The 23616-nt window shown below is 46.3% G+C and carries 20 protein-coding genes; 14 read left to right on the plus strand and 6 right to left on the minus strand.

Annotated elements, in window-relative coordinates; translation table 11 throughout:
- Positions 1-174: 174 nt before the first annotated feature.
- The 3 genes from GO003_RS05395 to GO003_RS05405 form a co-directional block, all read right to left on the minus strand.
- Positions 175-4251, minus strand: a complete 4077-nt coding sequence (locus tag GO003_RS05395; RefSeq protein WP_159657035.1) for a hypothetical protein — start codon at positions 4249-4251, stop codon at positions 175-177.
- 108 nt (positions 4252-4359) lie between these two features.
- Positions 4360-5718 (minus strand): UDP-N-acetylmuramate:L-alanyl-gamma-D-glutamyl-meso-diaminopimelate ligase, encoded by a 1359-nt coding sequence (mpl, locus tag GO003_RS05400; protein ID WP_159657033.1) that lies wholly within the window; start codon positions 5716-5718, stop codon positions 4360-4362.
- Positions 5719-5811: 93 nt separating this feature from the next.
- The gene (locus GO003_RS05405; protein WP_159657031.1) at positions 5812-6444 is read right to left on the minus strand and encodes an ankyrin repeat domain-containing protein; all 633 of its coding nucleotides are present in this window, start codon (positions 6442-6444) and stop codon (positions 5812-5814) included.
- Positions 6445-6606: 162 nt separating this feature from the next.
- On the opposite strand from GO003_RS05405, the gene apaG reads away from it, so the two are divergent.
- Positions 6607-6984 (plus strand): Co2+/Mg2+ efflux protein ApaG, encoded by a 378-nt coding sequence (gene apaG / locus GO003_RS05410; protein WP_159657029.1) that lies wholly within the window; start codon positions 6607-6609, stop codon positions 6982-6984.
- Positions 6985-6986: 2 nt separating this feature from the next.
- Positions 6987-7820: a symmetrical bis(5'-nucleosyl)-tetraphosphatase gene (locus tag GO003_RS05415; protein ID WP_159657027.1), complete on the plus strand. Its 834-nt coding sequence runs from the start codon at positions 6987-6989 to the stop codon at positions 7818-7820.
- A gap of 5 nt (positions 7821-7825) precedes the next feature.
- On the opposite strand, the gene GO003_RS05420 is transcribed toward GO003_RS05415, so the two are convergent.
- The 3 genes from GO003_RS05420 to GO003_RS05430 all read right to left on the minus strand — a co-directional run bounded on the left by GO003_RS05420 (position 7826) and on the right by GO003_RS05430 (position 12173).
- Positions 7826-8650: an AlbA family DNA-binding domain-containing protein gene (locus GO003_RS05420; RefSeq protein WP_159657025.1), complete on the minus strand. Its 825-nt coding sequence runs from the start codon at positions 8648-8650 to the stop codon at positions 7826-7828.
- A gap of 473 nt (positions 8651-9123) precedes the next feature.
- Complete coding sequence (locus GO003_RS05425; RefSeq protein ID WP_231088833.1) at positions 9124-11265, minus strand: multicopper oxidase family protein; 2142 nt, start codon at positions 11263-11265, stop codon at positions 9124-9126.
- Between the two features lie 419 nt (positions 11266-11684).
- The gene (locus tag GO003_RS05430; RefSeq protein ID WP_159657023.1) at positions 11685-12173 is read right to left on the minus strand and encodes a dihydrofolate reductase; all 489 of its coding nucleotides are present in this window, start codon (positions 12171-12173) and stop codon (positions 11685-11687) included.
- Positions 12174-12220: 47 nt separating this feature from the next.
- Between GO003_RS05430 and GO003_RS05435 the strand changes: the two genes are divergently transcribed.
- From GO003_RS05435 to glmS, 12 genes are all read left to right on the plus strand, one after another.
- Entirely contained in the window at positions 12221-13240 is a 1020-nt protein-coding gene (locus tag GO003_RS05435) for an asparaginase (RefSeq protein ID WP_159657021.1), read from the plus strand.
- 148 nt (positions 13241-13388) lie between these two features.
- The gene (locus GO003_RS05440; RefSeq protein WP_231088834.1) at positions 13389-13751 is read left to right on the plus strand and encodes an ATP synthase subunit I; all 363 of its coding nucleotides are present in this window, start codon (positions 13389-13391) and stop codon (positions 13749-13751) included.
- Positions 13752-13770: 19 nt separating this feature from the next.
- Positions 13771-14547, plus strand: a complete 777-nt coding sequence (gene atpB / locus GO003_RS05445; RefSeq protein ID WP_159657019.1) for a F0F1 ATP synthase subunit A — start codon at positions 13771-13773, stop codon at positions 14545-14547.
- 45 nt (positions 14548-14592) lie between these two features.
- On the plus strand, positions 14593-14880 hold the full coding sequence (gene atpE, locus GO003_RS05450) for a F0F1 ATP synthase subunit C (RefSeq protein ID WP_159657017.1): 288 nt from the start codon (positions 14593-14595) through the stop codon (positions 14878-14880).
- Positions 14881-14922: 42 nt separating this feature from the next.
- Positions 14923-15396 (plus strand): F0F1 ATP synthase subunit B, encoded by a 474-nt coding sequence (locus tag GO003_RS05455; RefSeq protein ID WP_159657015.1) that lies wholly within the window; start codon positions 14923-14925, stop codon positions 15394-15396.
- Between the two features lie 5 nt (positions 15397-15401).
- Positions 15402-15932: a F0F1 ATP synthase subunit delta gene (locus tag GO003_RS05460; protein ID WP_159657013.1), complete on the plus strand. Its 531-nt coding sequence runs from the start codon at positions 15402-15404 to the stop codon at positions 15930-15932.
- Positions 15933-15953: 21 nt separating this feature from the next.
- A complete protein-coding gene (gene atpA / locus GO003_RS05465; protein WP_159657011.1) occupies positions 15954-17495 on the plus strand; it encodes a F0F1 ATP synthase subunit alpha in 1542 nt (513 codons plus the stop codon).
- Positions 17496-17506: 11 nt separating this feature from the next.
- On the plus strand, positions 17507-18370 hold the full coding sequence (gene atpG, locus GO003_RS05470) for a F0F1 ATP synthase subunit gamma (RefSeq protein ID WP_159657009.1): 864 nt from the start codon (positions 17507-17509) through the stop codon (positions 18368-18370).
- Positions 18371-18408: 38 nt separating this feature from the next.
- A complete protein-coding gene (atpD, locus tag GO003_RS05475; protein ID WP_159657007.1) occupies positions 18409-19791 on the plus strand; it encodes a F0F1 ATP synthase subunit beta in 1383 nt (460 codons plus the stop codon).
- 19 nt (positions 19792-19810) lie between these two features.
- Complete coding sequence (locus GO003_RS05480) at positions 19811-20233, plus strand: F0F1 ATP synthase subunit epsilon (protein ID WP_159657005.1); 423 nt, start codon at positions 19811-19813, stop codon at positions 20231-20233.
- 81 nt (positions 20234-20314) lie between these two features.
- Complete coding sequence (glmU, locus tag GO003_RS05485; RefSeq protein WP_159657003.1) at positions 20315-21682, plus strand: bifunctional UDP-N-acetylglucosamine diphosphorylase/glucosamine-1-phosphate N-acetyltransferase GlmU; 1368 nt, start codon at positions 20315-20317, stop codon at positions 21680-21682.
- Between the two features lies 1 nt (position 21683).
- Positions 21684-23513: a glutamine--fructose-6-phosphate transaminase (isomerizing) gene (gene glmS / locus GO003_RS05490; RefSeq protein WP_159657001.1), complete on the plus strand. Its 1830-nt coding sequence runs from the start codon at positions 21684-21686 to the stop codon at positions 23511-23513.
- The last annotated feature ends 103 nt before the right edge of the window (positions 23514-23616 follow it).

Here is a 23616-nt window from a genome sequence, read left to right on the forward strand (position 1 = left end):
TTTGTTGCCTCAACTAAGAAGGCAACTGCAAACCGGTGATTATATTACAACTTTCAGGTAATAAGCGCCTTTGATTAATCGAAGAGGCAAATGATAAATAAATAATCTGACTTTAATAAGGTTAAAAGTTTCAAGTCGCTGATATTTAATAAGTAATCTTCGGTTGATTGACAGCTATTTATGCTCATCCTTAATGGTGGGAGCAGTCGTGTCTGAATCGGACATGGGTTTCGGTTTGACAGGTGCTTTTTTCCAAACGCCCTCTTTTGAAAAACAGCTCCAGCCCCATTTCAACCAGTTCAACAGTGATACAGCCAGCCATAACGACCAAGCCAGCATCAGTATCCGATAAACAATCAACGGAACAGAAAATACGGTTGAAACAGGCAGTTGAGCCTCACTTCTATCCTGATACCAGTTTAGAGAATAAGCCGAAGATTGATTGCCGATGATTTGCATGTCAGGTGCTCCCAGCAAACCCTGTTCGACGGCGATAAACAGAATCGTCAATGACATCAGAGTCAATGCGCCCAGTCCCAGCTGCACGGCATTGAAATAGCGGCTAATTGATTCAGGGTATTGAGCTTTTGCACCCAAAGCAATAAGCCACAAGACCACGATTAAACCAGAAAGAATGGAGACTTGACTTAATCCAATCAACAAAAGCAGCCATTGCCAATGCTTTATAGGTGTTAAGGCAATTTTACCCAAACCCAACGCCAGTCCGGCAAGAACTATCAATACGCCCCAAAAAAGAACTGCTGGACCAAATTTGGGGCCCAACGTATAGAGGATCCATCTATCCTGACCCAGAATGACTTGCAAATCAGTATTTACGCTGGGTAAACCCAAATCCACTTTCGATGTATCCATACGGAAAGAGAGGCCTTCAGGTTCCTGCCATCTCAGGCTAATGCTTTGTTTACCGGGGCTCAAAGGCAGCGTCACCAGTCCCTCTTTGGCGCGAATCGGTTGACTTGAACCCTGGATAATAACGGATTCCAGTTCAACATCCGGTGCCAGTTTTAGGGTGTGCTGGGTACCCAAAGAACTGTTAATGGTTAATTGCAGGTCCACCTGACGTGACCTTTGCCCGGGTTTCGTGCTTAAGCGGCTACTTTCAATGGTTAAATTTTGACCTTTAACAGCTTCAGGTCGGGTTACCTGAATATCAAGTTTTTCACCCGGCCAAGGGTGCCATTCTGGTTGCCAATAGCCTTGTTTGTCGACGTGCATCATGGTAATGCCACGGGTTTCAATATGCCAGACCGGACTAATATCGGCGCGCCATACTTCAATCCAGTCCTGAGTTTCCCCGGCTGTCAATTGAATCGCATCTGCTTTTTCCAGAACAGAATCCCAGCGCAGAACCATTTGGTCAGCAGTCATGTTGACCTGAACCGTCTTATCGTTGACGCGTATACCAGCCGTTGTGACGGCCTCACCGTTAATTAGGGGTAGGGCAAGCACAATCGCCGTTCCGGGTGGAGACATGCGAATGACTTGAGTCGATATCCGCCAATCCAGTCCCAGGTGTAAAAACCGTTCAACTTTGACAAATGGCGGGAGAACGCCGGGTTCCAGAGTCGCCGTTTTCGCTGTTCCGGCAAGTTGTTGCACTCGGGTGAATTGCAATTGGCCGTCTGTTGACCCATTTTCATGCAGTCCATTCACTTCCCATCCGGAAAGACTGATTTCTGTGTAATTGGGTTGTAACCCCAGAGGCAATGTAAATTTTGACAATACAGGAGGAGCTCCCCGCATTGTTACTGAATGCCGACCTCTGGTTAATCCCAGCCACAAGCTATTTTCTTTGCTGAATAAAGCGGTTGCGGGTTTGCCGTCTACCAGTACCTGATTGGGAAACCATTGCTCGTTTTGTGCCGGTAAAGGCAGGCTTACAGATTGCTCGGTATGAATTTCCAGGTCTATGTTCAACATCTGATCGGAAATTGTCAGCTGCATATGAGAAATCTGAGCACAGCCGGGTAAGCAGTCAGGGGCTTCCAGCATCCGGTTTTTCAGTTCCTCCAGCAAAGTGGGATCGGGAAAAGCCGCAAAGGTATCCTGGCTTGGAAGCGATAACAGCGGCAAAAGCATCAAGCCTGCGAGGCTCGGAAACCTTATGTTGAATGGTTTAAGATTCAATCCGAACAGTAATAGCCCGAGTAAAACAATCAAAATCACTCTGATAAAGTTCAGCAACATGGACATTGCCGGTGACAAATACCATAGGCTGATGACTTGCTGGCTATCAACCCAGCCATTCCAGGATAAATGAACTTTACGCCATTGCCACTGAGGCAAGCCGGGACCGGTTTGAATCCGTGCATTGGGATCTGTATGGGCCAAATTCTGATTGGGGGTGGCATAGTAATCGCCTTTAGTGGCGTTGGACAGACTGCGCATTTTAGTTTGGGGTGCAGTAGGTGCCGGTGCAACTGCCATATCGCTCAAAGTCTCAGAAACCTCCATTGAGGGGCTGCCTCCCGCAGCATAATTTTGAACCTGAATGGTGTGCCACGGCTGTTCGAGTTGCGGATAAAGCCCCATTCGGACTTGAGCTATCATAAAAGGAATGGTTACAACAACCAGATAGAGGCCAAGTGCATTGCGAATACCTTTAACCAGGGTAAGAAATTTACCTTCCGGTAATACTCTGATAAGCGCTATGGAAGCCAGAATAGTGAGCCATACCCATTGAGGGGCTCCAGGCTCATGCCAGATCAGGATAAGCGTCACCAAGGCAAGCGCACCCCAGCTGTAGTTCCATAGCTGGGCCGTTGCCAATGCAGCGATAAGGACCAGGAATAAATCCAATAATGTCCATCGAGAGAGCCAGCTATCCGGTGCATTATCGACGCCTCCTGCAGCAATCAGCCGCCATCCTGGGGGAAGGTTGAGTTCAGCATTAACCTGGCTGAAACCCTGATCCCAGCCTACCGCCTTGAGTGTGCTGATTTCACCGATTATCCGGCTGTCTGCATCCAGTATAATAGATCCTTTTCTGACCTCAACACCTTCTTTGGCAGTGGTTTTGTTGACTGTAATTAATTGATTCTGACCATCCAGACTGACTTTTCCCAACTGTATGCCAGGTTGAGCGTCCAGCCGCCAGCCACGGGATAGCATACCGGTAATCCGGTCATTCACGGTATAACCCTGGCCGTCAAAGTCCAGCCAGAGCTTACGCGTCAGACTTAATTGATTGGGTTGCGGTTCCGCATCGCCGCGGCGAATGATTTTAAAACTGAAAGACTGACCCGCATTGACGCTGTAGGCGGGTAATTGTTGCCATGAGGGGGGTAAGTTCGTTTGTGAAGGATCAATCGGAGTAAGGCCTTCAATTTCCAGGACGCGTAAAGCCGGCCGCGCATTAAAAACCCAAATCTCGGTTTGCGGCCAATTAGGATCATTTGGATTCAAAACGACAGGCTTGGAGGCTGCAGAGCGTCGGGTCCAGATGTCCAAACTCCAGCGGCCCGGGCGGGCCTGTATCAACAACGTGCCGTCCGGTTCAAGCCGGGCCGGTAATGAGCTGTCCAACTGGAAAGGGACAAAACCTTCTAGTAAAGGGGCGTTCAGTTTAAGTTCGCGTGCAGTGCCGGTAACATCGATATCAATGTGGGTAATCATCTGAGTAGGCACTTCATCAATCCACTGTCTGAAAACCTGAAGCGATTGACTGTTTTGCAGGCTTTCCGGTTTTGCGGCACCGCTTTCACTGCCTTTCAACCAGAGTTGGCCTTGCTTGATGAGCGGTGAAGTTACGCTTTTGTTATTGATAATCAGGGAAATCAAGCCTGTGTCATCAGGGATTCGCAGTGTTTCGGGAATGGTATCCCATAAAAAATAACCGGCAACCTCGTAATAACCGGCGGTCAGTTTGATCATGGGCCGGTTATCCCTGAGGGTGACCAACGCGGGCTTCTGATCGACTGTTACCCCTTGCGGCCAATGGAGACTATCGCCCGGCAAGACTATCCAGCTCTCATTGTCGACTTGCCATCCGGCTTTAAAATTTGCGCCCTTGGGCGTGAGTGACAGGGAAAGCTCGGATGGCCAGCTGCAACGTTTTTGTTCGTAGTTGTTATAAAGAAAAGGGCAGTCAAGGTTTGGATGATCTTTTAAAACCCAATCGACCCAAGGTTTTAAGGGCTCCGGGACCAGATCCTGCTTGAGTGGTTCTGCGTGAGCCCATCCGGTGGCTAACCAGAGTGAAATGAGCAAAAATCGAAAGGGTGTCGTCATAGTGCACTCCAGTAATGGAAACTCAGTTTTTGCATGATCATCTCTGATAAGCCGGATTTAGAGTGTTGGGTTACTCCAAATGGTTTGCCCCATTTTTAAAAAAGCCACTCACGAGTCCGGCAGAGCATTTAATAGTTTTTGATAAATACCGCCAAAACCGCCGTTGCTCATCAGCACAAAATGTCCGCCGTAACGGGATTCAAATTTCAGTTTGGCAATGATTTCGTCAAGGGTCGGGCATATCAGAATGTTATTGGCATAGTGTGTAAGCGCCGTTAAATCCCAATTAAGATTTTCCGGCTGATAAATGATCGCTAAATCAGCCTGACTTAAGGATTCTGCCAGCGTGCGCGTATGAATGCCCAAGCGCATCGTATTCGATCGGGGCTCAACAATTGCAATAATGCGTTCGTTTCCGACTTGTTTGCGCAAGCCGTCCAATGTGGTCTTTATTGCCGTAGGGTGGTGGGCAAAGTCGTCGTAAAGCGTTACGCCATTAATGGTGGCTAACACTTCCATCCGGCGTTTGACGTTTTTAAACGAGCTTAATGCCGAGATCGCATCAGCTGGATGGATGCCGACATGATGAGCGGCGGCGACGGCAGACAATGCATTATAGACATTGTGATCACCGGTCAAGGACCAGTCCACTAAACCTTGCTCTTTTCCTGCCAGATACAGCAAAAACTGACTGCCGTCCTCTTTTAAAAGGCCGGCATTCCATTGGGCTTCACCGTCAACCGATGTTAATTGCACCGGTGTCCAGCAACCCCTGGAAATAACGTCACCCAGATTGGCATCGCTGCCGGGGGCAATGATAAGTCCTTCGCTGGGAACGGTTCTGACCAGATGATGAAATTGCTTTTTGATCGCGTCCAGATCCGGAAAAATATCGGCATGATCAAATTCCAGGTTGTTCAGAATGGCAGTTCGCGGCCGGTAGTGAACAAATTTTGAGCGCTTGTCAAAAAATGCCGAATCATACTCATCGGCTTCAATTACGAAGAATGAGGATTCGCCCAAACGGGCCGAAATACCGAAATTAAGTGGAATGCCGCCAATCAGGAAACCGGGGTTAAACCCCTGGCATTCGAGAATCCAGCTCAGCATACTGGTTGTCGTTGTTTTGCCGTGAGTTCCTGCTACACCCAGCACCCATTTATCTTGTAACACATGCTCCGCCAGCCATTGCGGGCCGGACACATAACGCAAACCGGCGTTCAAGACCGCCTCAACTTCCGGATTGCCGCGCGATAAGGCATTACCGATAATGATCAGATCTGGTTTGTTCTTTATATTATCGGCGCTGTAACCTTCCATAAGCAGGATACCCTGCTCCTCCAGTTGAGTGCTCATAGGCGGGTAGACATTTTGATCGGAACCGCTGACTTGATGCCCTAATGCTCTGGCAATCAGTGCGAGTCCGCCCATAAATGTTCCGCAAATACCAAGAATATGAATATGCAAAGTAGGTCCTTTTATCAATAGTTAGAAGTTAAGTTTTTAGTCAGTACACATCAAATTGCTATCACATCGGCAATTTAGCTTTTAGGGTGCTGTTTATTTTTTCGGTTCAGGCGCTTTTACACCGGTTTTCTCTTGCCCTGGTTTTTGTGTAGGGTCAGTGGTTGGGGGTGGCGAAGCCGCAGGTGTTGGTTGACCCTCTTGAGGCGGCGCGCCTTCGACTGGAGGCTGGCCTTCAGCAGGGGTGGCCCCTTCGGCCGGAGTTTCCGAATCAGGCAATACCGCCGCTTCTTTAGCACCCGCCTCTTCAAGCAGTTTTATGATATTGGTGTGCCCAGCTTTTTTAGCTTTGGCCAGCGTAGAAATGTTCAGCTTGTCTGCTGCATTAACATCTGCACCTGCTTTCAGAAGAAGCGACACCACCTCTTCTCGTCCAAATATCAGCGCGTCCATCAAGGCCGTGTTGCCCAGATTATCGGCCATATTCACGTTCGCGCCGTATGATAACAGTGTTTTGATAATGCTTACATTGCCGTTAAAACTTGCGCCCATCAGGGCTGTCCTGCCTGCAGACGCCGGGCTGTTGACATCAATCCCTTGTGCCAAAAGCGCTTCGACTCTGGCGGTTTTGCCTTGAACAGCGGCAGAGAACAAGTCTTTTGCGTCTTCGCTCAGCGCTGAAAATGAGAAGGTCAGCAGCAAAACGACAGTGACGCTTTTCATTTTCATGATGGAAGGCTTGTTTGAGTTTGATATGCGATGAAATGACACAGTTATCCGGGGAATGGCTTACAATTGATACTTATCTTGCGATTTTCCGAGTGGTAGTCTTTTTAGACGGTTACTTGATATTGTGTTTTTTGAAGTGTGTTGAGTATATATCATCTGTCCATGAGCGAAAAAAATAAAATACAGGTCCTTGCGTTTCCGCAATTTATTGAATCCCAGTCACATCCGGAATCCAATCGGTATGTGTTTGCTTATACCATCACCATCACGAATCAAGGTGCAATACCGGCAAAATTGCTGACCAGGCATTGGCTGATTACCGATGCCAATGGTAAGGTTCAAGAAGTTCGGGGTGAAGGTGTGATAGGCGAGCAACCTTATCTCAAGCCTGGGGAAAGTTTTCGTTATACCAGCGGGGCGATGATAGAAACGCCGGTCGGTATCATGCAAGGGCAATATACAATGCGTTCTGATGAGGGCGAGAGTTTTAATGCGATCATTCCCAAGTTTACCTTATCGGTTCCTCGTACACTGCATTAGCCATGTCTATCTATGCTATCGGCGACATTCAGGGATGTTATGACGATCTGATGAGATTGCTGGAGGCAATAAAATTTAATGAAAATGATGACCAGCTCTGGTTTGCAGGGGATTTGGTCAATCGCGGTCCAAAATCACTTGAGACCTTGCGCTTCGTTAAGTCGCTGGGCGCTTCCGCCATTACTGTCCTGGGCAATCACGATCTGCACCTTTTGGCCATGGCTCATTCGGTGCGTACAGAGCGTAAAAAAGATTCATTGAGCCAAATTCTGGAGTCTCCTGACCGGGATGAGTTACTGGATTGGTTAAGGCACAGGCCTTTATTTCATTTCAATGAACAATTCTGTCTGGTTCATGCGGGTTTACCGCCGCAATGGGATTTTGATACGGCCTGTGACATGGCGCGGCTGGTTGAATCGGCTTTGCAGCACGATGATTATCCCGAGTTATTGCAGCAAATGTACGGTAATAAGCCCAATTGCTGGTCTTCGCAATTAAAAGGCAATGACCGCTTGCGGTTTGTTATTAATTGCATGACACGGATGCGTTATTGTGACGATAACGGGCGGCTGGATTTTGACCACAATGGTCCGCCCGGGACTCAGCCTAAAAGTTTAAAGCCCTGGTTTGCCATGCCTAACCGCAAAAGCGCAGGCCTTACTATAATTTTCGGTCATTGGTCTTCGTTGGGTTACAGTCTTCAGAATAACTGCTACTGCATAGATTCCGGATGTTTGTGGGGTGGCGAATTAACCGCATTGCATTTGGGTGATCCGGTTTACCGGGTATCTGTTCATTGTCAGGGCTCATTAAAGCCGAATGCGAAAATGGCCTGATCGGCTTATTTATGCCAACGCTGTTTCATGTACTCCATTGCCTCCTGAACATTCAGTTCCCGGGTGCCGCCTCCAGTGCGCAGATACAGTTTGGGGTCATTGCCTTGTTTGATAAATACAGGCCGACTGGCCGGTAAAACGATCACACGGCAGATGTCTTTAAAATCCAATGTATGAAAAACAATACGAATGAATTGGCAGGTGTCTGCTCCCATTTGGCTGGCAATTGCTGACATGATCAGTTGCTCATAGGCGTCACGGCCGGGTTTTTTGAGTGTTTGATAGTCTTTGTTCAAGTTGAGTAAACTGCCGTCATCGGCCACTCCTATCAATAATGTTCCGCCATTGGCATTCATAAAACCCGCTAAGGTTTTCAATACAACGCCTTCCAGGGCTCGATTAACCCGCTCTTGTTCCATATCCCATCGAAATGACGATTTAAATTCCAGCAGAGGACCTTCGCCCTGGCTGATCAATGCCAATAGATCTTTGCCCAGTTCTTCGCTCAGTTGCTGGATTTGAATCCAGCGTTTGTGCATAACGGCATAGGTTTTTGCCGTACTGAGGCCAAACACCATTCCAACGACGGCGTAAAAAGCTGTTTTTTGGGGTGAATGACCGGCCAATGCATCAATCATTTGACCCAAAACAAAACGCGTGACATTAACCGCATTCTCATCAAACTTCTCATGTTCATGGTAATAAACGAATTCATTGATAGGAAACAAAATAAAAAAACCGGCAGCAGAGCCTATCAGGGCAGCAAACAAATAAAAAAGACCGGTTCTGTAATGTTTGGTTGAGATGCTAAGGCTAAAAATAGGCTTCATTGTTTGGATCAATCTAAACGGTTTGGATGACAACGCAAGCTAAGCTTAAATGAAACTACTCCGCCTGATAAGACTCTTTTTTACTCGACATTTATCCTCAATCTTAAGCCAAATTATTAAGGGCAATCATTTTAAAAACAGCATTCCTAAAGTCAGCGGGATACAGTACGGATTGCTATGTCTTTATTTTGTCGGCAGATTCAAAAACGAAGGCAGTTTAAGATGAGAATTTGAAAGCGGAAAGCACTGAATTTCAGCGCTTTCCGGAATTGAATGTAATCAAAAAAATGTATCTGCTCACCCCCTCCAATTATAGTGGGTGTAGGTTGTTGATTGAAAAGCTTCTGCAACAGGGATGTTGCAGAGAGCTACAGGGACGTATTGATGCGTCCTTTGAAATCAAGCATCTACACCCTTAATTCAAAGAGGGCGAGTAGTTACCAAAAAATCAAAGTTGATGAACGGTTTTCGGTTTACTCAATGTAAAATTGCCGCATCATACCGAGTCCTTCATGTTCGAGATTATGGCAGTGGTATAGAAACAAGCCCTTAAAGTCCTGAAAAGGTTTGATGATTTCAACCTCTTCGCCGGGCATCACAAGCACGGTATCTTTCCAACCCGTATCGATAAAGCCGTCTTTGACCGTTTCATAACCGTCAGAACCCATGGGCCCGATTTTGCGCGAGAGAACCTGATATTGCTGACCATGCAGGTGGATAGGGTGAGCCATTGACAACATCATGCCGCCTTCTCCCATTCCGCCCATCATGCCCATGCCTCCTCCTTCGTGGTCCATGCCTTTCATGCCGCCACCCATTGACATGCCGCCGTGTTCGCCGCCGGCCTTGTTCGCGGGACTCTTGCTACCCTGACCATGGTCCATTCCGTCCATCATGCCCATGCCTCCTCCTTTGTGATCCATGTCTTTCATGTCGTCGCCCATCGACATGCTGCCATGTTCGCCGGTATTTTTAGCGGCAACTTTAGATTCAGTGCCATGCTGCATGCCCTTCATCTCATTTTTGCCGCCATGCTCGGATTGTTTGCCGGTTTTGCTTGCAGAACCATGCTGTCCTCCTGCAGGCCCGTGGTCATGGAATATTTTTATTTTCTTGATCGAGCCTAATTTAACTTTTTCAAAATCCAGCACTTTATCCATTGAAAATGATTTTCCATTTAACTGAAATGCCATGGGCTTTTCAGAGATGGCAATGGGTATTGGTTTGGCTGCATTATCAACATCCTTGATCGTTAGGCGGTCAAAATTGACCAGACGGGAAGGCAGTTCAGGTGAGTCAGATGCTTTAGCGGTAATTTTGAAGGTTGCAATAGGAAACTTGGCGCCTTGTGCCAAGCTAGTCATCATGCCACCCATGCCACCCATGCCACCCATGCCACCCATGGACATCATGCCATGCTCATTGGATTTGCCTCCGGCGCTTTTTGACTCATCGCCATGGTCCATCATTTTCATCATGCCCATGCCGCCATCCCCGTCGTGCTGCATGCCTTTCATTTCGCCGCTGCCGTTGCCCATGGACATGCCTTCGTGGCTTTTTTCCTTATCTCCGGAGGGTTTGGAACCTTTACCGTGCTCCATCATGCCGCCTTGTTCGCCGTGCATTTTTTCATACCTGGCCGGCATCGCACCGGTAAAAGGCAAACTGTACATTACGAGCTTGGAACCTACTTCGCGGCCACTGAAGTCAAGCCATAAATCGACTCTTTCTCCGGGGGCGAGCATGATATAAGGCCTGGTTTCCGGTTTTTCCAGCAAACAGGCATCGGTGCCGATCGCGGTGAGCGGCGTGCCATCTTCCCAGCCCAATTTATAGATTCTTGAATTGGAGCCGTTTAATGCTCTAAATCGATAGGCGCGCGTTTTGACAGAAAACTCGGCATCGGCTTTGCCGTTGATGACAATGGTGTCGCCTAGAAACCCCATCATTTTTTGCATCATGCCGTGAACATATTTCAGTTGATTGGCAGTGCTGAATTTTCGATCCTGAATAACGAATGGCAAATCGAATTCGCCTTGAGGCAAGTTCAGGGCTTTTTCTTCATCGTCAGTAACTTTAATCATCCCGGCTAATCCAAAATAAACCTGGTCTCCGGTTAATTCATGAGCGTGGGAATGGTAGAAACTAGTGCCCGCCCGGTTCATTACTTCAAATTCATAAACATAGCGTTCGCCGGGTTGAATGGTATACATCGGGTGGCCGTCGCTTTTCTGTGGGACATGCAGGCCATGCCAATGAATAATCGACGGTTCACTCAATTTGTTGTAAAAGAAGATCCGAACCTTTTGGCCTTTGACCAAGTTCAGGATGGGGCCAAGGTAATTGCCTTCCAGATGATGCAATGTCTCAGCAGGTCCCTTGAGTAGCTTACCGTAATAGCGTTGTACCTTGGTTTTAGCACCCTCTTTTAGAATGGATACAAACGAAGGGCGCGCAGTAAACTCAATTTCAATATCGGGATTAAAATTGGGTGAAGGTTCGCTTTTGATTTGATCGGCAGTGGCAAAAGTCAGCCCCGGCAATGAGGCCATTGCCGCCCCAAAAAAGGAATATTGGAGAAACTGGCGTCTTTGGTTGTTAATGGGTGTCTGCATTTTCCTTCCTCTCTCTTTTTTTTGTTATTGGGGTTTATAAACCCTGTTTAATGATGCGGTCATGCAGGAAACGGTAAGTTTCCGGAATAAGTTGACTTTGTACTGTGTTTGCGAACATAAGCCTTTTTACATGACGCATTAAATAAGCATTCGCTTATGTTTTTGATGATACGCTTATTTTATTCACTTTCAACTTGGCGTTAGGCTAAAAAATAAAAAACAGAGGTATCTGCTCGCTCCTTCCGAAGTTATTGGGTGTAGGTGCTTGATTTCAAGCGACGCATGAAACCATCCCTGTTGCAGAAACCTTTTCAGTCACCTACCTGCACTCTCTATTTCGAGCTGGCGAGTAGTTACAACAGACTTTCAATCGCTGAGCCTTTTTGCAGTTTACTGCTGACGAGAGGCTCATTAAATCTTTATTGGGCACGTATCAATTTAATAAAACTGTATTTAAACGAAACGAGTGGGTCATCGTCGATATCCTCTCTTGCTGATTCAAGCCAATCTTCCTTGTTAATTTCCGGAAAAAAGGTATCGCCTTCGAATGACTGTTTAACTTCAGTCAGGTAAATAATGTCAGCGATAGGCAGTATAGTCTTGTATAAAGACGCGCCGCCTATAACGAATACTTCATGTTCATTTGTGTAATGCGCCAATGCGGCATCAGGATCATTGAATATCAGGCAGCCCGGCTGTTGATAAAGGGGGTTGCGCGAAATGATAATGTTGGTTCGGCCAGGTAAAGGCCGGCCAATTGACTCAAAGGTATGGCGGCCCATAATAATAGGTGCGCCCATTGTGATTTTTTTGAAGCGCTTCAGGTCGGCTGACAAATGCCAGGGTAATTGGTTATTGATGCCTATGGCGTTATTGCTGGCCATGGCGACGATGATAGATAGCTTCATGATTTTAACAAGACTGGTTTGATGGATGACTAAAGAGCGAATTTGACATGAAAGACATATTAGTCGTATTTACAGGGGGAACGATAGGGTCTTCAATAACAGAAGGCTCTATTGATACCGATCCCGCCAACAGTTACAAGCTGATCGATTTGTACCGAAAAACTCATGATGCTGAGCAGGCAATTCAATTTAAATGCCTGCAGCCGCTCCAATTGCTCAGTGAAAACCTTCATCCGTGTGCATGGACAACCCTGATCAAAGCTGTAGAAGCGGAGCATCCGGATCAATGGGCGGGGATCATCATCACCCATGGAACCGATACGCTCGCTTATACTGCGGCAGCGCTTGGTTTTTATTTTAACAAATTAACCGTGCCGCTTTTGTTGGTGTCCAGTGATTATCCGCTCGATGATAAAAGGGCCAACGGTTTGGCTAATTTTGCCTGTGCAGTTGAGTATATCAAGCGGCAGATGCGAGCCGGTGTATTTGTGCCTTATCGTAATCAGTCGGAAGCGATGCATCTGCATTCAGGGGTCAGATTGGCATCAAGTTTACAGTTAAGTGGTGATTTTATCAGCGTTCAATTCAAGCATCACCTGGAGTTCGGCGCACAAGGTTTCATTGAGCTGACTGAACAGACACGGAAGCCCTGCATTACGAATGGGCCAAAGATGCTGCCAGTATTTTCAGATAGCATTTTAATGATCAAGCCTTATCCGGGGTTAAATTATTCGCACCTGGATCTGTCGGGCGTCGATGCCGTGCTGCATGATTTATATCATTCCGGAACAGCCTGCTCATCAATGCAATGGGGCGCGTCTTGCTCTCTGGTGACTTTTATCAAGCGCTGTAAACAAGAAGGCGTTGTTGTTTATCTGGCGCCGGCCATCAAGTCCGAGGCGGCGTACCAAAGTACCTGTGAATTATTGAACGCGGGTGCGAAGATGATCTGGAATATGTCGATTGAGGCCGCTTACGTTAAACTCTGTCTGGCGTTGGGTAATTTTGAACGTGAGCAGGAAATCAATGACTTTATGGTCAGCGACATTGCAGGAGAATTGCTTTGATTGTGAAGTCGGTCACGGTATTTGCTGAGAAGTAGAAACAGTTTGTTTCTTTAATCGTGTCCAGATAATCGCCAGAGAGGTCTAAAGTGCATTGATTTAAGAGGCTTTGGACGATATAATCTTTTGTGTTTTTGTTCTGGGGTTGAGCGTGGCAGATAATCAATTGTCGTCCATGTCGAAAATTTTAACTCTACAGGGCATATTGATAATAGTTACCTCGGCAGGCTTTGCAATTTTCAGAGGGCTACCCTCTGCTTATTCACCTTTTATGGGTGGTATTGTCGCGTTTTTGCCAAACCTGTATTTCATCTTGTGGGTTTTTCGTGCGAACGGGCAAAATGCAAAAAAGATTGTCAATTCTTTTTATGCCGGGGAATCAGGAAAGCTCATTTTGACAGCGCTGCTGTTCTTTTTGATTTTTCAACTCCCAGATATTGAATTTTTACCGCTGTTAACTGGTTATGTTGCAGCATTGTCCGTTTTTTGGTTTGCGCTGATCTTGCGCTGGTAAACACTAAGAGAGAGGAAAAATGGCTACTGAAGCTCATGCAGCCGAAGGGGCAACCGGATATATCATTCACCATTTAACACCGTTAAGTGTGGGTGAAGGTTTTTGGACATTGCACCTGGATACCTTGTTTTTCTCGGCAGCTTTAGGTGGTTTGTTCATCTGGTTTTTTAAACGGGCTGCTGATAAGGCAACTGCGGGTGTGCCGGGGTTGGTACAAAACTTTGTCGAAATGCTGATCGAGTTTGTAGATACTCAGGTAAAAGACAGTTTTCATGGGAAAAGTGAATTAATTTGTCCTCTGGCGCTGACTATTTTCTGCTGGGTCTTTCTCTGGAATTTTATGGATTTGTTCCCGGTGGATATTTTGCCGGCGATCGGATCGATGATGGGCATCACTTATCTGAGAGTCGTGCCCAGTACGGATTTAAACGCGACATTCGCGATGTCCATTTCTGTCTTTTGTTTGATTATTTTCTACAGCATCAAGGTTAAAGGTCCTTGGGGTTTTGCAAAGGAACTGATGTTTCAGCCTTTCGGTCCCTGGCTGTTACCGTTTAACTTATTGCTGAAAGTCGTCGAGGAAATCGCGAAGCCTATCTCATTGGCTTTACGGTTATTCGGAAACCTGTATGCCGGTGAGCTTATTTTTATCCTTATCGCATTACTGCCATGGTTTATTCAACCCGTTTTGAGTTTTCCATGGGCAATATTCCATATTTTGATTATCACTTTACAAGCATTTATATTCATGGTTTTGACCATTGTCTACCTGAGTATGGCGCACGAAGATCACTAATATTTTTTTTAACATTCTAATTTTAATCATACGTTTGGAGGTATCATGGAAATTGCATCTTTAATTGCTGACGTACAAGGCATGACTGCAATTGCAGTAGGTCTGGTTTTGGGTATGGGCGCTTTAGGTACTGCGATTGGTTTCGGTTTGCTGGGTGGTAAATTTCTGGAAGGCGCAGCGCGTCAACCTGAAATGGTACCCATGTTACAAGTAAAAATGTTCGTTGTTGCGGGTCTGTTGGACGCGGTAACGATGATTGGTGTTGGTCTTGCGTTGTTCTTTACTTTTGCTAATCCATTCCTGTCTGCGGTTGAAGCAGCGGCTGGTAAGTAACAGAAATTTCCCCACAAACAACAGCAACAAGAGGAACGCATCATGAGTATCAATGCTACTCTGATCGGGCAAATGATTACATTTGCGCTTCTGGTGTGGTTCACCATGAAGTACATTTGGCCCCCACTGTTTCAATCGTTGGAAGAGCGGAAAAAGAAAATAGCCGATGGTTTGGCGGCTGCCGAAAGAGGTCAGCACGAAATGGAATTGGCGGAGAAAAAAGCACTTGGCGTTTTACGCAATGCTAAAGAGCAGTCTGCCGACATCGTGACAATGGCTCAAAAACGGGCAAACGAGATTGTTGAGGAATCAAAAACAGTTGCCAAGCAGGAAGGTGACCGCTTATTGAATGCAGCCAAGGCACAAATCGATCAAGAATTACAGCAAGCGAAAGAAGGGTTGCGTAAGGAAGTCTCTTCGTTAGCCATAAAAGCGGCGGAGCAGATTTTGAGTGCCGAGATTGACGAAGGCAAGCATCAGGAAATCGTTAGCAAAATTTCTAATCAACTAGGTTAAGCAAAATGAGCGAACTCGCAACGCTGGCAAGACCTTATGCAGAAGCGGTATTCAAAAGAGCAAAGGAAACCGGTACAGCAGCCAAGTGGTCTGATTCATTGGCTTTCATTGCCACTGTGATGCGTGATGATGTCATTGCTGAGACCGCTGAAAATCCGAAAATCGGAAGAGATAGATTTTTAAATCTGGTGCTTGATATTTGCCAAGAACAATTAGATCAGGAAGGCCAAAACTTCCTTAAACTACTGGTTCACAACAATAGGATTAAACTCGCGTCCGCAATTGCCCAAATTTACGACCAGCTGAAAGCCGATGATGAAGGTTATATTGATGTTGAAGTTGTTTCTGCTTTTTTTATAGCAGACGAACAGCTGAATCATCTGACCGCCACATTGGAAAGAAACCTGAAAAAACAGGTACGCATGACTATTTTTATTGATCGTGCACTTATTGGCGGTTTAGTGGTGCGAGCAGGCGACAAGGTGATTGACGGATCCATCAAAGGCCAGCTTCAACAATTAGCAAAGAGGCTCTAAGTCTAGAGTGAGAAACAGAACATGCAATTAAACCCATCTGAAATAAGTGATCTGATCAAAAAGAAGATCGAAAATTTCGACCTGAACGTCGAAGCCCATACAGAAGGTACAGTAGTCAGTGTAACTGACGGTATTGTCAGGATCCATGGCCTTTCAGAAGCAATGCAGGGTGAGATGCTGGAGTTTCCCGGCAACACCTACGGCATGGCGTTAAATCTGGAGAGAGATTCGGTGGGTGCTGTTGTACTTGGTGCCTACCAGCATATTACCGAAGGCGCTACCGTAAAATGTACCGGTAAAATTTTAGAAGTACCCGTAGGCGAAGCCTTATTAGGGCGTGTTGTGGATGCCTTAGGTAATCCTATAGACGGAAAAGGCGCAATTGAGACCACTGAAACTTCGCCGATTGAAAAAATCGCACCAGGTGTAATTGCACGTCAATCCGTTGATCAACCGGTTCAGTTAGGGTTGAAGTCAATCGATGCGATGATTCCGGTTGGCCGCGGGCAACGGGAATTGATCATTGGTGACCGGCAAACAGGCAAGACAGCCATTGCGGTAGATGCCATCATCAACCAGAAAGGGACAGGCATCAAATGTATCTATGTGGCTATCGGTCAAAAACGTTCTTCAATTGCTAACGTAGTCAGAAAATTGGAAGAGCACGGTGCAATGGAACATACGATTGTCGTCGCGGCATCGGCTTCCGAATCTGCAGCGCTTCAGTTTATTGCACCTTACACCGGCTGCTCAATGGGCGAATATTTCCGGGATCGTGGTGAAGATGCACTCATCATTTATGATGACTTGACCAAACAGGCCTGGGCTTATCGTCAAGTTTCATTATTGCTGCGCAGACCGCCCGGTCGTGAAGCTTATCCGGGTGATGTGTTCTACCTGCACTCACGTTTATTGGAAAGAGCTGCACGTATCAATGCAGCAGAAGTTGAAAAACTGACCAATGGCCAGGTAACAGGCAAAACCGGTTCCTTGACTGCTTTACCGATCATCGAAACACAAGGCGGTGACGTCTCGGCATTCGTACCAACCAACGTGATTTCAATCACTGACGGTCAGATCTTTTTGGAAACCAACCTGTTCAATTCAGGTATCAGACCTGCAGTAAATGCCGGCTTATCGGTATCACGGGTCGGTGGTGCAGCACAAACCAAAATTATCAAGAAGCTCGGTGGCGGTATCCGTCTGGATTTGGCTCAATACCGAGAATTAGCGGCGTTTGCTCAGTTTGCATCTGATCTGGATGAAAGTACAAGAAAACAGATTGAGCGCGGTCAACGGGTAACGGAATTGATGAAACAAAATCAATACGCCCCGATGTCGGTAGCGCAAATGGCAATATCGTTATTTGCTGCGAACGAAGGTTATCTGGACACCGTTGATGTAAAGAAGGTACTTGATTTCGAATCGGCATTACAAGGCTATATGAAAGCCGAGCATGCGGCGTTGATGCAAAAAATCAACGAGAAAGGCGATTTCAATGATGAGATAAAACAAGGAATGAAGGACGCAGTAGAAGCCTTTATTAAAACTCATACCTGGTAATAGGTCGTCAAATGGCTGTTGGTAAAGAAATACGTACAAAGATCGTCAGTATTAAAAATACTCAGAAGATCACGCGGGCGATGGAAATGGTCGCTGCGAGCAAAATGCGTAAGACCCGGGATAGAATGCAGGCTACCCGTCCTTATTCTAAAAAAATAAGCCGGATCATCAGGCATTTGGCTCAGGCTAATCCTGAATACAAGCATCCTTTTCTGATTACTCGAGATGTCAAGAGAGTTGGAATTATTGTTATAACGTCTGACCGCGGATTGTGCGGAGGTTTGAACTCCAACCTGTTCAGGAAGGCGTTAACACAATTATCGCTTTGGGAAAAAGATCAGATAGAAGTTGATGTTTGTGCAATAGGGGGCAAGGGTTCCGCGTTCTTTAGCCGGCTAAGCGCTAACTTGGTGGGCCAGGTTGCCAAGTTGGGCGATGTGCCTCATCAAAGCGACATCATCGGTATCATCAAGATTATGCTGGATGCCTACAATGATGGACGGATAGATGAACTTTACGTTATCAGTAATGAGTTTATCAACACAATGACCCAGAAACCAACGATAGAGAAACTGTTGCCGATAGTAGCAGTTGAATTGGAAGAGGATTTGAAAAGTCATTGGGATTACATCTACGAGCCTGATGCAAAGGAACTGTTGGATAGCTTATTGATCCGGTATGTTGAATCGATCGTCTATCAAGGTTTAGTCGAAAACAATGCTTGTGAACAAGCTGCAAGAATGATCGCCATGAAAAGCGCATCGGACAATGCTGGAAATCTTATCAGCGAATTGCAGCTCATTTACAACAAAGCACGACAAGCCGCTATCACTCAGGAAATTTCAGAAATTGTTGCCGGTGCTGCAGCCGTTTAAACCAAATTAAAGCGACACAAAGTTAAGAGGACCACATAATGAGTCTGGGTAAGATTGTACAGATTATCGGAGCGGTTGTTGACGTGGAATTTCCACGCGAAAACCTGCCAAAAGTGTATGACGCACTGAATGTTGAAGAATATGGACTGACACTGGAAGTACAGCAGCAATTGGGTGACGGCGTTGTCAGAACCATTGCGATGGGTACAACCGATGGTCTGAAAAGAGGCTTAGCGGTCAATAATACTCATGCAGCAATTTCTGTCCCGGTTGGACAAGAAACCTTGGGTCGTATTATGAATGTGTTGGGTGATCCGATTGATGAAAAAGGCCCCATCGGCGAAAAAGTAAAATGGGGAATTCACCGTGAAGCACCCCGTTACGACGAACAAGCAGCGGCGACCGAGTTACTTGAAACAGGTATCAAAGTTATCGACTTGGTCTGCCCTTTCACAAAAGGCGGAAAAGTAGGTTTGTTTGGTGGAGCCGGGGTTGGTAAAACCGTCAACATGATGGAATTGATCCGTAACATCGCTATCGAGCACAGCGGTTATTCCGTGTTTGCCGGTGTCGGTGAAAGAACCCGGGAAGGAAACGATTTTTATCACGAAATGACCGATTCGAATGTAATCGACAAAGTTTCGCTGGTATACGGACAAATGAACGAGCCGCCCGGAAACAGACTGCGAGTTGCATTGACAGGTCTGACCATGGCGGAGTATTTCCGCGATGAAGGCCGTGACGTTCTGTTCTTCGTGGATAACATTTACCGTTACACGCTGGCAGGTACCGAAGTATCGGCCTTGTTGGGACGGATGCCGTCAGCGGTAGGTTATCAGCCGACGCTGGCTGAAGAAATGGGTGTCTTGCAAGAGCGTATCACTTCGACCAAAACCGGTTCCATCACGTCAATCCAGGCGGTCTATGTTCCTGCTGACGATTTGACCGATCCATCGCCTGCAACCACGTTCGCTCACTTGGACGCAACCGTCGTATTATCACGTCAGATTGCTGAATTGGGTATTTATCCTGCAATCGATCCGTTGGATTCTACCAGCCGCCAGTTGGATCCATTAGTTATTGGTCAAGAGCATTACGATGTGGCCAGAAGCGTACAAGGCATTTTGCAACGGTACAAAGAGTTACGCGACATTATCGCCATTTTGGGTATGGACGAGTTATCCGAAGAAGATAAATTGACGGTATCCAGAGCCCGTAAGATTCAGCGTTTCTTGTCTCAACCGTTCTTCGTCGCGGAAGTATTTACCGGTTCACCAGGAAAATATGTGTCGCTGAAAGATACCATTGCTGGATTTAAAGGCATTATCGATGGTGATTACGACCAAATACCGGAACAAGCGTTCTATATGGTCGGAACTATTGATGAAGCGTTAGAAAAAGCAAAAGCACTCAAAAGTTAATTAATCAGGTATAACCGAGATGACTATGACAGTTCATGTGGATATCGTGAGTGCAGAAAAGGAAATCTTTTCTGGTACAGCGGAAATGGTATTTGCTCCTGCAGAGCTCGGCGAAGTGGGTATTGCTCCACGGCATGCCCCTTTGATTACTAAATTAAAACCTGGTGAAGTCAGGGTTAAAGTAAGCGAAACAGAAAGTTATCCTTTCTATGTGTCGGGTGGTTTGTTGGAAATACAGCCTCATTTGGTGACGATTTTGGCTGATACAGCAATTCGAGCTAAAGATATCGACGAAGCTGCCGTGCTTGAAGCTAAAGCACGAGCGGAAGAGGCATTGGCCGACAAATCCGGAAAAATCGACTATGCTACAGCTCAAGCTCAGTTACTTGAGGCGATGATGCAGCTTAAAACATTAGACCGGCTCAGAAAAAGAGGCGGATAACTGACAATGGGCCCAGCCCAAAAATCAAAGCCCGGTAACGTTGATACGTTGTCGGGCTTTTTTTGTTTAAAGGATACGAGAATGAAATTAACGACAGTCATACTGGCCGCAGGTAAAGGCACTCGAATGCGTTCTGCTATGCCGAAAATATTGCATAAAATTGCCAACCGCTCATTGTTGGAACATGTTTACGACATGAGCCGTGCGCTTGACAATAATGAAATCAAAATCATATACGGTCATGGCGGCGACCAGGTATTAGAAAAGCTAAAGCATCTAGAGGCTGAATGGACCGAGCAAAAGGAACAGTTGGGCACGGGCCATGCTGTTCAACAGGTTCAATCCCAAATTGCGGATGATGCCATCGTCCTGATTTTGTATGGAGATGTCCCTTTACTCAAGCTAAACACCGTTCAAAAATTATTGGAGGGTGCGAAAGACTCGCTGTCCTTGCTTACCGTGACGCTAGCAAATCCCAGTGGATACGGGCGTATCGTCAGAAATGAACACAATAAAGTTATCAAAATAGTTGAAGAAAAAGATGCCGACGCCGCCCAAAAAACAATCAATGAAGTCAATACCGGCATTATGGCGTTAAGGGGCGGACTGCTCAAATCGTGGCTGTCCCGTTTAGAGAACAATAACGCGCAAAAAGAATATTACCTGACCGATGTTATTGAGATGGCCGTCAATGATGGCTTTGAGATTGTAACGTCACAACCGGCAACGGAAGATGAGGTCCTAGGTGTCAATAACCGACTGCAGCTGGCTCACCTGGAAAGAGTCTTCCAAAAAGAGCAAGCCGAAAAACTGATGACGGAAGGCGTTACACTGGCCGATCCCGCGCGTTTTGAGGTCAGAGGCCACGTTGAAAAGCTGGGTATCGATATAGAAATTGACATCAACGTTATTTTGGAAGGCTCAATCAGCCTGGGCAATAATGTAAAAATTGGCGCCAACAGCATTATTAAAAATGCCATCATTCATGATGACGTCGAAATTTTACCCAATTGCATCATAGAAGACGCAGAAGTGGGCCGCGGCAGTCGGGTCGGTCCCTTCGCACGGTTAAGACCACAAGCCCTATTGGCAGATAATGTGCATATTGGTAATTTCGTGGAAATCAAAAAGTCCAAAATTGCGACAGGAAGCAAGGTCAATCATTTAAGCTACATCGGCGATAGCTTGATAGGAAGCCATGTCAACATTGGAGCGGGAACGATTACCTGCAATTATGATGGCGTAAATAAGTTCCAGACTATAATTGGTGATAACGCGTTTATTGGTTCGAATTCGCAATTGATTGCACCGGTTTCGATCGGCAACAACGCAACCATCGGTGCGGGATCGACGATTACCAAAGACACGCCCGATGGTCAGTTGACATTGGCGCGAGCCAAACAAATTTCAATAGCTTCCTGGCAAAGGCCGGTAAAAAAGGAGAAATAATATGTGCGGAATTGTGGGTGCTGTAGCACAAAGGAATGTTGTTCCTATTTTGATTGAAGGGCTGAAAAGGCTTGAATACAGAGGTTACGATTCTGCCGGGTTAGCGGTTATCGAAGACAATACACTGTATAGGAAGCGAGCCTTGGGCAAGGTCAAAGGCCTTGAAGCGATGATTGCCGAAGATGCCATTCAAGGCTTCATCGGAATTGCACACACCCGCTGGGCAACGCATGGCAAACCCAGCACCGCCAATGCGCATCCTCACATTTGTAGAGAAAAAGTAGCGGTCGTTCACAACGGCATTATTGAAAATCACGAACAACTGAGAAGTCAGCAAAAATCTGATGGCTATGAATTTACTTCAGAAACGGATACTGAAGTGATAGTCAACGAAATATATAGTCAGATGGAAACTACGCCCGATCTGCTGGATGCAGTAAAAGCCACGATAAAAAAATTAGAAGGCGCTTATGCGCTGGGGGTTATCAGCTATACCCAGCCAAACAAACTGATCGTTTGCCGCAAAGGCAGCCCATTGGTGATCGGTATTGGAATAGGCGAGCATTTCATCGCCTCGGACGTCGCGGCACTTTTGCCGGTGACACAGCGTTTTATCTTTTTGGAAGATGGCGATATTGCCGAATTGACCATCGATAGCGTAGTGATTTTCGATAAAGACGGCAACCGCGTGGAAAGGCCGGTCAAAGAAAGCCAGCTAAAAGCCGATGCAGTTGAAAAAGGCACTTATCGGCACTACATGCTCAAAGAGATTTATGATCAGCCCTGGGCAATTTCCGAAACCCTGGAAGGCCGGTTTATCGATAACCGCTTACAGGACAATGCTTTCGGACATAATGCCCCGGAGATTTTCAATCAAGTAAAAGCGATACAAATACTGGCGTGCGGAACCAGTTATCACGCAGGTCTGGTGGCTAAATACTGGTTTGAAAAATTAGCCCGGGTGCCCTGCAATATCGAAGTTGCCAGTGAGTTCAGGTACAGAAAGCCGGTAATTGCTCCGGACACATTGGTCGTCACTATCTCTCAATCCGGCGAAACCGCCGATACTCTGGCCGCATTGCAGGAAGCAAAAAAATTGGGCGCTAAATATTCATTGGCGATTTGTAACGTGCCTGAGAGTTCATTAATCCGCGAATCGGATTTAGTGATGATGACCCGCGCAGGTCCGGAAATCGGAGTTGCTTCAACCAAAGCCTTTACCACTCAACTGGTAACGCTGATGTTACTGGTCATCGCAATAGGCAGGCGTTTCAGTTTAAGCGAGGTACTGGAGAATAAAATTGCTTCACAGTTATTCAGTTTGCCTGGAAAGATCGAAGAAGTACTGAAGTTAGACGATGTTATCAATGTTCTGGCAGAACAATTTGCAGAAAAGCAGCACGCCTTATTTTTAGGCCGCGGCACGCATTACCCGATTGCAATGGAAGGCGCACTGAAATTGAAAGAAATTTCCTACATTCATGCCGAAGCTTATCCTGCCGGGGAATTAAAACATGGTCCGTTAGCGTTGATTGATGCCGAAATGCCGGTCATCACTGTGGCGCCCAACAACAGTCTGCTGGACAAGCTGAAATCCAATATTCAAGAAGTGAGCGCCCGCGGCGGACAGTTGATCGTATTCATGGACGAGTCCCTGGTGACTCAGCCGGATGCGAATGTTCAGATAGTCAAGATTCCTTCTGTCGATAATGAAATTTCACCGATTATCTATACCATTCCATTACAACTTTTGTCATACCACGTTGCCGTCTTAAAAGGCACGGATGTCGATCAACCCAGGAACCTCGCAAAATCAGTCACTGTTGAATAACGAGCGGTTTAGGTGAGATGTTTGTTGTAGGAGAGTAATAAAGTATCATACTGAGTAATAAAGTATCATACTAAGTAATAAAGTTGCATATTAAAACCATCTT

It is taken from the genome of Methylicorpusculum oleiharenae (assembly GCF_009828925.2).
GTDB lineage: Bacteria > Pseudomonadota > Gammaproteobacteria > Methylococcales > Methylomonadaceae > Methylicorpusculum > Methylicorpusculum oleiharenae.

What these genes read in the sequence shown, in the direction of transcription:
- atpG (WP_159657009.1), top strand. Translation starts at nt 17,507, where the DNA reads ATGGCTGTTGGTAAAGAAATACGTACAAAGATCGTCAGTATTAAAAAT.
- glmS (WP_159657001.1), top strand. Translation starts at nt 21,684, where the DNA reads ATGTGCGGAATTGTGGGTGCTGTAGCACAAAGGAATGTTGTTCCTATT.
- GO003_RS05460 (WP_159657013.1), top strand. Translation starts at nt 15,402, where the DNA reads ATGAGCGAACTCGCAACGCTGGCAAGACCTTATGCAGAAGCGGTATTC.
- GO003_RS05435 (WP_159657021.1), top strand. Translation starts at nt 12,221, where the DNA reads ATGAAAGACATATTAGTCGTATTTACAGGGGGAACGATAGGGTCTTCA.
- GO003_RS05430 (WP_159657023.1), bottom strand. Translation starts at nt 12,173, where the DNA reads ATGAAGCTATCTATCATCGTCGCCATGGCCAGCAATAACGCCATAGGC.
- glmU (WP_159657003.1), top strand. Translation starts at nt 20,315, where the DNA reads ATGAAATTAACGACAGTCATACTGGCCGCAGGTAAAGGCACTCGAATG.
- GO003_RS05405 (WP_159657031.1), bottom strand. Translation starts at nt 6,444, where the DNA reads ATGAAAATGAAAAGCGTCACTGTCGTTTTGCTGCTGACCTTCTCATTT.
- GO003_RS05425 (WP_231088833.1), bottom strand. Translation starts at nt 11,265, where the DNA reads ATGCAGACACCCATTAACAACCAAAGACGCCAGTTTCTCCAATATTCC.
- atpB (WP_159657019.1), top strand. Translation starts at nt 13,771, where the DNA reads ATGGCTACTGAAGCTCATGCAGCCGAAGGGGCAACCGGATATATCATT.
- atpA (WP_159657011.1), top strand. Translation starts at nt 15,954, where the DNA reads ATGCAATTAAACCCATCTGAAATAAGTGATCTGATCAAAAAGAAGATC.
- atpD (WP_159657007.1), top strand. Translation starts at nt 18,409, where the DNA reads ATGAGTCTGGGTAAGATTGTACAGATTATCGGAGCGGTTGTTGACGTG.
- apaG (WP_159657029.1), top strand. Translation starts at nt 6,607, where the DNA reads ATGAGCGAAAAAAATAAAATACAGGTCCTTGCGTTTCCGCAATTTATT.
- atpE (WP_159657017.1), top strand. Translation starts at nt 14,593, where the DNA reads ATGGAAATTGCATCTTTAATTGCTGACGTACAAGGCATGACTGCAATT.
- GO003_RS05395 (WP_159657035.1), bottom strand. Translation starts at nt 4,251, where the DNA reads ATGACGACACCCTTTCGATTTTTGCTCATTTCACTCTGGTTAGCCACC.
- GO003_RS05415 (WP_159657027.1), top strand. Translation starts at nt 6,987, where the DNA reads ATGTCTATCTATGCTATCGGCGACATTCAGGGATGTTATGACGATCTG.
- GO003_RS05420 (WP_159657025.1), bottom strand. Translation starts at nt 8,650, where the DNA reads ATGAAGCCTATTTTTAGCCTTAGCATCTCAACCAAACATTACAGAACC.
- GO003_RS05455 (WP_159657015.1), top strand. Translation starts at nt 14,923, where the DNA reads ATGAGTATCAATGCTACTCTGATCGGGCAAATGATTACATTTGCGCTT.
- GO003_RS05480 (WP_159657005.1), top strand. Translation starts at nt 19,811, where the DNA reads ATGACTATGACAGTTCATGTGGATATCGTGAGTGCAGAAAAGGAAATC.